Source organism: Pedobacter sp. MR2016-19, from assembly GCF_014947265.1.
GTDB lineage: Bacteria > Bacteroidota > Bacteroidia > Sphingobacteriales > Sphingobacteriaceae > Pedobacter.
Genome location: NZ_JADCNK010000005.1, coordinates 301,976 through 310,396 on the forward strand (window position 1 = coordinate 301,976; position 8,421 = coordinate 310,396).

At 37.8% G+C, this 8,421-nt stretch carries 9 protein-coding genes; 3 read left to right on the top strand and 6 right to left on the bottom strand.

The features are described 5' to 3' along the window. Positions 1 to 3: 3 nt before the first annotated feature. The 3 genes from IM793_RS10125 to IM793_RS10135 form a co-directional block, all read right to left on the bottom strand. On the bottom strand, positions 4 to 366 hold the full coding sequence (locus IM793_RS10125) for a BlaI/MecI/CopY family transcriptional regulator (protein WP_121284986.1): 363 nt from the start codon (positions 364 to 366) through the stop codon (positions 4 to 6). 500 nt (positions 367 to 866) lie between these two features. Next, entirely contained in the window at positions 867 to 1,367 is a 501-nt protein-coding gene (locus IM793_RS10130) for a hypothetical protein (protein WP_193420956.1), read from the bottom strand. 85 nt (positions 1,368 to 1,452) lie between these two features. Beyond that, positions 1,453 to 2,829 (bottom strand): dicarboxylate/amino acid:cation symporter, encoded by a 1,377-nt coding sequence (locus IM793_RS10135; protein ID WP_193420957.1) that lies wholly within the window; start codon positions 2,827 to 2,829, stop codon positions 1,453 to 1,455. Between the two features lie 304 nt (positions 2,830 to 3,133). Between IM793_RS10135 and IM793_RS10140 the strand changes: the two genes are divergently transcribed. The 3 genes from IM793_RS10140 to IM793_RS10150 all read left to right on the top strand — a co-directional run bounded on the left by IM793_RS10140 (position 3,134) and on the right by IM793_RS10150 (position 4,906). After that, on the top strand, positions 3,134 to 3,631 hold the full coding sequence (locus IM793_RS10140; RefSeq protein WP_109924789.1) for an RNA polymerase sigma factor: 498 nt from the start codon (positions 3,134 to 3,136) through the stop codon (positions 3,629 to 3,631). Further along, on the top strand, positions 3,618 to 4,217 hold the full coding sequence (locus IM793_RS10145) for a hypothetical protein (protein ID WP_132396988.1): 600 nt from the start codon (positions 3,618 to 3,620) through the stop codon (positions 4,215 to 4,217). The genes IM793_RS10140 and IM793_RS10145 overlap by 14 nt, the downstream gene beginning before the upstream one ends. 122 nt (positions 4,218 to 4,339) lie before the next feature. Continuing rightward, positions 4,340 to 4,906, top strand: coding sequence for a DUF922 domain-containing protein (locus tag IM793_RS10150; RefSeq protein WP_193420959.1), 567 nt, complete (start codon positions 4,340 to 4,342; stop codon positions 4,904 to 4,906). Here IM793_RS10150 and IM793_RS10155 read toward each other — a convergent pair. The 3 genes from IM793_RS10155 to IM793_RS10165 form a co-directional block, all read right to left on the bottom strand. Next, a complete protein-coding gene (locus IM793_RS10155) occupies positions 4,895 to 5,266 on the bottom strand; it encodes a diacylglycerol kinase family protein (protein ID WP_193420961.1) in 372 nt (123 codons plus the stop codon). The two genes, IM793_RS10150 and IM793_RS10155, sit on opposite strands and share 12 nt — an antisense overlap. Positions 5,267 to 5,691: 425 nt before the next feature. Further along, positions 5,692 to 6,288 carry a hypothetical protein gene (locus IM793_RS10160; protein ID WP_193420963.1) on the bottom strand — a complete coding sequence of 199 codons (597 nt, stop codon included), beginning with the start codon at positions 6,286 to 6,288 and terminating at the stop codon, positions 5,692 to 5,694. Positions 6,289 to 6,350: 62 nt separating this feature from the next. Next, positions 6,351 to 8,261: a beta-N-acetylhexosaminidase gene (locus IM793_RS10165; protein ID WP_193420965.1), complete on the bottom strand. Its 1,911-nt coding sequence runs from the start codon at positions 8,259 to 8,261 to the stop codon at positions 6,351 to 6,353. Positions 8,262 to 8,421: the final 160 nt, after the last annotated feature.

Below are 8,421 nucleotides of genomic sequence, written 5' to 3' on the forward strand. Positions count from 1 at the left end.
CTTTTACTTTTCAGGGTTCTCGATTAAATTTATAATCTCTTTAAGTTCTTCGGCACTGATCTTCTTATCCTTTGCGAAAAAGGCAACCAATTCTTTATAGGAACTTTGAAAGTAATTATTAACAAACCCGCTCATAAAACGCTTTTTGTATTCTACTTCTTTAACCTTTGCACTGTAGCGGTTGGCATTGGCAAAACGCTCGCTTACCAGAAAGCCTTTACGTTCCAGATTCTTAACCGTTGAGGCCAGCGTAGTGTATGGTGGTTTCGGCTCGGGCAGCACATCCATAAAATCTTTGATAAAACCTTTTCCAATCTGCCAAACAGCCAGCATCGCTTCTTCTTCCTGTAATGTTAACTTTTCCATTATTACGAATATATCGTAAATATACGAAAACATCCTAAAAGAAAAAAACTTTAATAAAATGCTAACATTTAGCACTTTATTAAAGTCTTTTATTGTTTACTAGTTTATTGGCTATTAGATCATTAGTCAATAATTAACTGGTTAATTGTTCAAATCGGTTAATCGCCTCTAAATGCCCGGCTCCAAACTCCACCTAAGTAACTTTCAACACCATTAACATTGCCAGTCAATAGAAAGGTCGTCCTCTCGATCCGATAGCTATCGAATGGAACGTAGTGAAATAGAGAGATTTAGCTGGATAGATTTAGCTTCGCTGAGCACTCTGTGGTTCTCGACTGCGCTGCGCTCCGCTCGAAATGACGACCGTTTATAATGTATTTTCATTCTTCGACTTCCGACTCCGTTCCAAACTACAACACCCTTAGACTCCGCTCAGGGTGACAAATCGAGGGGAACCGATTGATTGACTCCAAACGCGAAACTCTTCACTCCAAACTCACTTATTTTCCGCTTCTTCTCTCTGCCTGATTTAAGGTTTCAATGATCACTTTTCTCATTTCTACCGCGGCATCCAGTAATTTAGGATTACCGTCGAAATCACCGTAGATTACAACATGTTTAGATTTTTCTTTGTATTTGAAAAGCAGGTCGTAGCGTGGTACGGCCATTGATTTTGCACTTTTTTTTCCAATGGTATCCGGAAAATTCCAAAGTCCGATTTCGTTGGCTTTACCATGCATATATAGGATATCATCGCTTTTTAAAAAAACTTTCTTGCGAACGATAGAATCTGCACTGGTAACATACTGGTAATCGCCAGTCGCAGAATTATAATGGTTTTCTAATGAATCTTTTATGCCCCACTTGTATTCCATTGATACAAAATCGTTTTTTCTAAAGGGGGCGTTCTGAATGATCGGTTTGTAATAGATGTAACAATAAATGATCATCGGTACAATGATGGTGATGGCTAAAAATATTTTTTTTCCTCTGCTTGACACTTTTCGTATTATTTATTGAATGAATGAATTTTTAATGATTGAATAAAAGAGCGTTAAATAAGACTCAGAACTGAAAACTCTGGACTTAGGACTCCTTAAGCTCCCCTTCCCACTTACTTACCACAGCGGTTGCAATACTATTACCCACCACATTGGTTGCAGAACGGCCCATATCCAGCAAAGGATCGATACCGATTAATAAGGCTAAACCTGCTTCTGGAATATTGAAACTGGCAATGGTACCGGCAATAACCACCAACGATGCTCTTGGCACACCGGCAATACCTTTACTGGTTAACATCAGAATTAACAACATCGAAATTTGCTGCTCAAAACCCAAATGAATACCATAAGCCTGCGCAATAAACAGAGAAGCAAAGGTCATGTACATCATCGATCCATCTAAATTGAACGAATAACCCAATGGCAGAACAAAACTTACAATTTTATCTTTACAGCCAAAACGCTCTAAAAGCATCATGGTTTTAGGATAAGCTGCTTCGCTGCTTGCTGTACTAAAGGCCAGGAGTGCTGGCTCTTTCATATCGTTTACCAAACGGAAAATACGTTTCTTCAGTACTAAAAACCCTAAGAAAATTAAAACTGCCCAGAGTATGGCTAAACCCAGATAGAATTCGCCTATAAATATGGCATAGGTGTTCAATACATTTAAGCCCTGTTTAGCCACAATAGCAGTCATGGCTCCGAAAACAGCCAATGGGGCGAAATTCATTACATAACCGGTCATTTTTAAGATTACATGCGCAATAGCATCGAATGCTTTAATCACAATTTGTCCTAAATCGCCAATGGCAGCTGTGGCTACACCAAAGAATAGTGAAAATACAACAATCTGCAAAATTTCGTTGGTCGCCATTGATTCGGCAATACTTTTTGGAAAAACGTGCGCAATGAAATCTTTTACGCTCATTGCTGCTTTCTGGATACCTGTATTCACCAATTGATCTGGCAATGATAATTTCATATGCCTTCCCGGCTCAAATAAATTTACCAGAATCATACCCAATATCAGCGACATCAGCGACATGGCCAGGAACCAGCCTAATGTTTTGCCTCCAATTCTGCCTACAGCTTTAATATCTCCTACTTTGGCTACGCCGACCACTAAGGTTGTAAACACCAATGGCGCAACAATCATCTTAATCAGCCGAAGAAAAATATCGCTCAGCAGGGTAAAATATTCTAGTTTTTTCTCCCTGATGTCTTCGTTCTCTTTTTTGATTTTGGCATTTGCTTTTCGCTCAGCCTTAAGTTGTGTATAACCTGTGCTGATTGTATCGGTAGTTTTAGCAATACTAACCTCTATACTTTTAACTTTCGCATCGGCATTGAGGATCTTCTGGTTGTAAACATCGATTGAATTGACGTTTAGGATATAGCCGAGTATAATACCAGCTATCAGTGCTAAGAAAATGAAAAGCGTGAGTTTGTTTTTCTTCATGAATATAAAAAGTTTGTGCCAACTTAATTTGGTAAAACTACGATATTTACGGCGTGTAACAAATTTTGATAATGGGCGACATTAAAAAATATATCAATGTTGTTGAGTTAAGCCACCCGACAAAGCGGAAAAAATTTAACTATGGATAGAAAGGATGCAGACAGATATGAAAATCTGTGTTTAACTGTACACATCTGTGTGTTAAAACTTTTAACTCAATGACATTAAAAAAATATACTATTTTTGATTTCTGCTGTAACAAAAAACGTACATCAACATCTAAAACGCAACTATAAACCCCTAAATGGAACAAAAAGACAAGTTATTTAAAGAGATCTTTGATTCGAATTCCAAAAAAATATTCCATTTATGTTATGGTTATACTGGTGACACTGACGCCGCAAACGATCTTTTACAAGAGACTTTTTTAAAGGTCTGGCAAAACCTGGATAAATTCAGGAATAAATCTTTAATATCTACATGGATTTACAGAATTGCCGTAAATACCTGTTTAACCTATTTGAGATCTGAAAAAAGACAGGCAAAAGATGAATTAACAGATAATATCATTGAAAATAAGATAGAAGAATTTTCAGAGAAAAATGAACAGGTTGCCCTGCTTTATACCTGCATTTCTAAACTCGAAGAAAACGATCGTTTAATTATTACCATGGTTTTAGATGAGTTACCATATCATGAAATTGCCGATATCTCAGGAATAAGCGAAGGAAATTTAAGGGTAAAAATTCACCGAATTAAACAAAAATTAACAGAACTATATAACCAGTATGCAAGCGTTTGATCAAATACAGGAGTTGTGGCAAAAGCACGAGGTAGAAGTTAAAGTTTCTGCTGATGAAATGCTGCAACAAGCGAAGAAAGAAGTAAATGGATTAAAGTTGAAATCTGCCTTGAACATTTTGGGTATGCTGGCATCCTTTATTGCCATTGCTGCATTATGGGTATTTTTTCACTTCGAATCGTGGACTACACACGTAGGAATCAGCATTACCATTATTGCTATTGGTGTTTACACCTTAATTCTATACCGCGATTACAGGTTAATTTCAAAAACTGATTTCACAGCTCACCCCAACGAATACTTAAACAACTTAAAAACTTATCAGTTAAACCGTTATAAACTTTATAACACTTTATATTGGTTTTATATGATTGCACTTTCATTGGGTCTCATATTTTATTTCGTAGAAATTCTTGCGCACTTTACAGTCGTTCAAAAAGTTTTAGCTGTTGGCTTAACTGCACTATGGATATTATTTTGCTCAACTATTTTAAGAAAAGCAGTAATCAACAGGGAAAAAGAACGAATAGCTTTATTGATCGAGAAATTTGAGCGCATTAGCGGACAGATTTCTACCCCCGAATAATTTTAGGCACGGTTTTTTCATTGTAAAAAGCAACACATGAAAACATTATGATTTACCCCTTCTATCAATAGAATGCGATAAATCATGATCGGTTCAACACCGTTGAAACTAAAATTATACAAGTGAAAAAAATATTAATTGCATTTTTATTTTTGCTGGCATTGCCCTGTACCTTTGCTTTTAAGCAGGATTTTTCTCAACCCGTACAACTGGATTGGGAAACTCACTTTAAAGGCAAAGCCGATATGCGTTCGCCGTTTTTTGCTTTAACAGCCATGACATGGAAATACAGTTATGAGAGCACTGTTTACCGTAACCGTGTTGCCATTAAGCTTCAAAACGATGTAAGTATCGATAAAAACAGATCGTGGGTAAAATGGGATAAGATTAAAGATCCCGAAATCAGGGCCAGTCTTTTACACCACGAACAAGGGCACGCTAATATTCAATATGTTTTACTTTTAGAAGCCGAAAGGGTATTGAAAAACAGAAACTATTCTGTCAACAACTATAAGGCTCAAATATCTGAACTCGCCAATCAGATCAGCAATTATTTTGATACCATGCAACGCAACTATGATGAAGAAACCGAGCATGGTAGCAACCATAAAATGCAGGCCCGATGGGATGACATTATCCAGCAGAAGATTGAAGAATCAAGGACTGCTATGGCCGAATTACAAAAATAGTTTCGGAATAAAGACCAGAAGGCCAACGCCTACCGCCAGGAACGCAGCCACTAAAACTGCTGCAGCAGCCAAATCTTTTACCACTTTAATTTTTGGATGGTAATCTGGAGAAACCACATCTGCTAGTTTTTCGATAGCGGAGTTTAAAATTTCGGCTACAAAAACTGCAGAAATCACGGATAGAATGGCAATCCACTCCAGGATGGAGATTTTTAAGTAGAAAGATAAACCAATGGCAATTATTGCCGCAAACAGATGAACCCTGCCATTATGATCATTAACAAAAAAAAGCTTTAAGCCATTAAAAGCATATTTAAAGCTCTTAATCCGATCTATAATTGAAAATTTCTGGTTGTTCATTGTTTTTTAAATTGCGTGATAGATCCTGAAACAAGTTCAGGATGACGAAAATAGTGTGGTGGTCGTCATTCCCGCGCAGTCTGGAACCACGAAGTGCTCAACGAAGCTAATCTTAAAGCGTATGTCATCACAGATTCATTCAGCAAGGAAAGATCCTTCGACTACGCTACCATTGACAGAATCTATCAGTACGGCCGTCATTCTCGCGCAGGCGGGAATCTTAAAGCGCTTGCATTACGATTCCCAATCATGTTGGGAAGGACGATTCCTCACAGCCTATAGTCCCCTAAAAAATCTGTCATTCATATTGATTTTTATAAAATAAATTATCTCTCAGGATGACTCCTAGAGCAAAAATTTGCAACAAAACCGTAAATCCAAGTTTATACTTCACACCCTTCCCCATCTACCATCCGCCTTCTACCCTACTTCACTTCACTGGTAGAAAAACTATTCCCGCTTAATTTATACTGATAGGTTTTGGTAACCGTTTTTGTGCTATCTGTACTATCCTTTACCGGGAAAGATCGAAACAGGTCTCCGTTTTTAATAAAAAAATTATCGTTGCCAGTATAACCTTTCTTTTGATTATTACTTAAAGATGGGATACCAATTTTCTTAAAATCTCCACCTGCGTATTCAAAAACATTGAGATCAGAAACATTTTTTTTGCTCAGCAACTGAATGTATAATTCAGGGTTTCCATCATTATCCAGGTCCATGTTCCAGGCATCTGTGATGATTCCCTTGCGTTCTACCGCAGCAGATCTGTAATTATTGCGGATTGAATCGGACATTAAAATCTGGTATCCACCTATCGAATCCACTCCTTTTCCCCAGCTTATAATTTCGAAATTTAATCCGGGTTTCACTTCTATATCTTTGTAAAAACGGAAAGGATTTTTCTGCAGTTTTACGGTTTCAGTTTTAATTTCTTTTGGTTTTTCTTCTATGCAGGCAAAACAAAACAGCATCCCTGTTATCAACAAGAGATGCTGCCATGTATATTTCTGTAGTTTCATTCTGTCTGGGTTCATTTTGGTTGCCCCAAATTAAGTATTTTAGCCTATCAAAGCAATACTTTTTATTTCTTAGCTTCGGTTTTAGCTTCTGGTGCTCCGTTATTTAAAACCGTTTCGGTAACTACACTTCTTCTACCGCTTTGAGCAATTACGATGGTCTTTAACACCCTTTTCTCACCTTGAGGAACGGTAATTTTAATTGGTGATGTATATAAAAATGCATTTTCGGATGGGCGGGATAAATCAATCGAATAATAAATTTTAGCTCCTGCAACAGGTACTTTTAAGTCGATGGTAAAATCGCCACCGGTTAACGGTTTATCACTTTGTCCGATTGGTGTAGGTACCCAAAAATTAATCCCCATTTTATCTAAACGCGCCAAATGTACCGGTAAACGCTGCTCAGAAAAGTTCTTTAAATCTTTGCGTTCAACCGGCGACCAGGCAATCTCCGATAAAGCTAATATTCTCGGGAAAGCATGATTTTCTGCTTTTTCAGGGGTTTTAATATATTCTGTCCACATATTGGCCTGTACACCTTTGATATACTTTCGCTCATCAGCAGTTAAAACTTTCGGAATCGGATCATAAGCATATATTTTTTGATAAGGTGCAAAGCCACCGATGGTAACCGGCTCATCAGGAGAATTAGATTGTTTATGGTCAATATATAATCCCATCGATCCTGGTGTCATAATTACATCGTGTTTTTGCTGTGCAGCTGCAATTCCGCCGTCTTCACCTCTCCAGCTCATCACTGTTGCATTTGGTGCCAGGCCACCTTCTAAAATCTCATCCCAACCGATAATCGAACGTCCTTTACCGTTCACATGTTTTTCAATCGTCTGGATAAAATAACTCTGTAATTCGTGTTCATCTTTCAAACCTTTTTCTTTCATTAAAGCCTGGCAAAATGGCGATTCTTTCCAATAGGTTTTTGGGGCTTCATCGCCTCCAATATGGATGTATTTAGAAGGAAAAATAGCAATCACCTCATCTAAAACGTTTTCTAAAAAAGTAAAAGTGTTGGTTGATGGAACGAAGATATCATCAAAAACACCCCAGGTTTGTTGTACCTGCTTACCTTTTCTACTGCCGGCCCATGGTGTTTTATCGCTGATAAAAGTATCCCGGTCAGGGAAACAGCTTAACTCTGGGTATGCAGCAATTGCAGCAGAAGCATGGCCTGGCAATTCAATTTCCGGAATTACCGTAATGTATTTCTCTGCAGCATATCTCACAATTTCTTTAGCTTCTTCCTGGGTATAATAACCTTTAACCGGTGTTAGGTAGTTGCCATTGCCCGGATAATTGCCAATAATGCTGCCATTACGGGAAGAACCGATTTCGGTTAGTTTAGGGTATTTTTTTATTTCCAGTCTCCAGCCCTGATCATCAGTTAAATGCCAGTGGAAAGTATTGATTTTGTAATAAGCCAACTGATCGATGTACTTTTTGATAAAAGAAACCGGGAAGAAATGACGGCTTACATCCAACATCGTTCCACGGTAGGCAAAACGTGGGTAATCGTTAATATTAACGGCAGGGATGGTAATCTTATCGGCAACTTTATCCGGCATCATCTGCATAGCTGATTGTACTGCGTAAAAAAGTCCTGGCCCTTTTCCCGTTAAAACAATCTGTTTAGGCGTAACTTTAATAGTATAACCTTCGGCAGGTAATTGATCTGCTCCAACAGATGTTAAAATGATCGCCCTTTGGTTAGGTTGAGTAATTTTAGTTTCCCTTAAGGCAAAACCTGCCTTGGTAACGATAAAAGCATTTAATAAATCAGCCATCTTTGCGCCGTCGATGCTTTGATTGACTAAAACTGTGGTTTTATCTAATACGAAGTTTCCGTTGGCTCTGGTAATGGCCACCGGTGCAGGAATGATACCCAGATTAGGATCACCCTGCGCAAATGCACCCGTACTGATTATTACTCCAATAAAAATCGATAATGCTTTGTTCATTTTTTGTGTAGGTTTTATGACTTAAACTAATATTTGAACCAAGATAGAGATTATGGAGATATTACAAATCCCACATTCTTGTTACAATAGGAATCAAACGTTTGACTGCATCGCATAATGCAGATAAATCTTAATATTAAGAGGTCGTCATTTCGATCCG

Bases quoted from the DNA above. Each gene is read 5' to 3' on its own strand.
- IM793_RS10165 (WP_193420965.1), bottom strand. From the start codon at position 8,261: ATGAACAAAGCATTATCGATTTTTATTGGAGTAATAATCAGTACGGGT.
- IM793_RS10140 (WP_109924789.1), top strand. From the start codon at position 3,134: ATGGAACAAAAAGACAAGTTATTTAAAGAGATCTTTGATTCGAATTCC.
- IM793_RS10125 (WP_121284986.1), bottom strand. From the start codon at position 366: ATGGAAAAGTTAACATTACAGGAAGAAGAAGCGATGCTGGCTGTTTGG.
- IM793_RS10160 (WP_193420963.1), bottom strand. From the start codon at position 6,288: ATGAAACTACAGAAATATACATGGCAGCATCTCTTGTTGATAACAGGG.
- IM793_RS10145 (WP_132396988.1), top strand. From the start codon at position 3,618: ATGCAAGCGTTTGATCAAATACAGGAGTTGTGGCAAAAGCACGAGGTA.
- IM793_RS10155 (WP_193420961.1), bottom strand. From the start codon at position 5,266: ATGAACAACCAGAAATTTTCAATTATAGATCGGATTAAGAGCTTTAAA.
- IM793_RS10135 (WP_193420957.1), bottom strand. From the start codon at position 2,829: ATGAAGAAAAACAAACTCACGCTTTTCATTTTCTTAGCACTGATAGCT.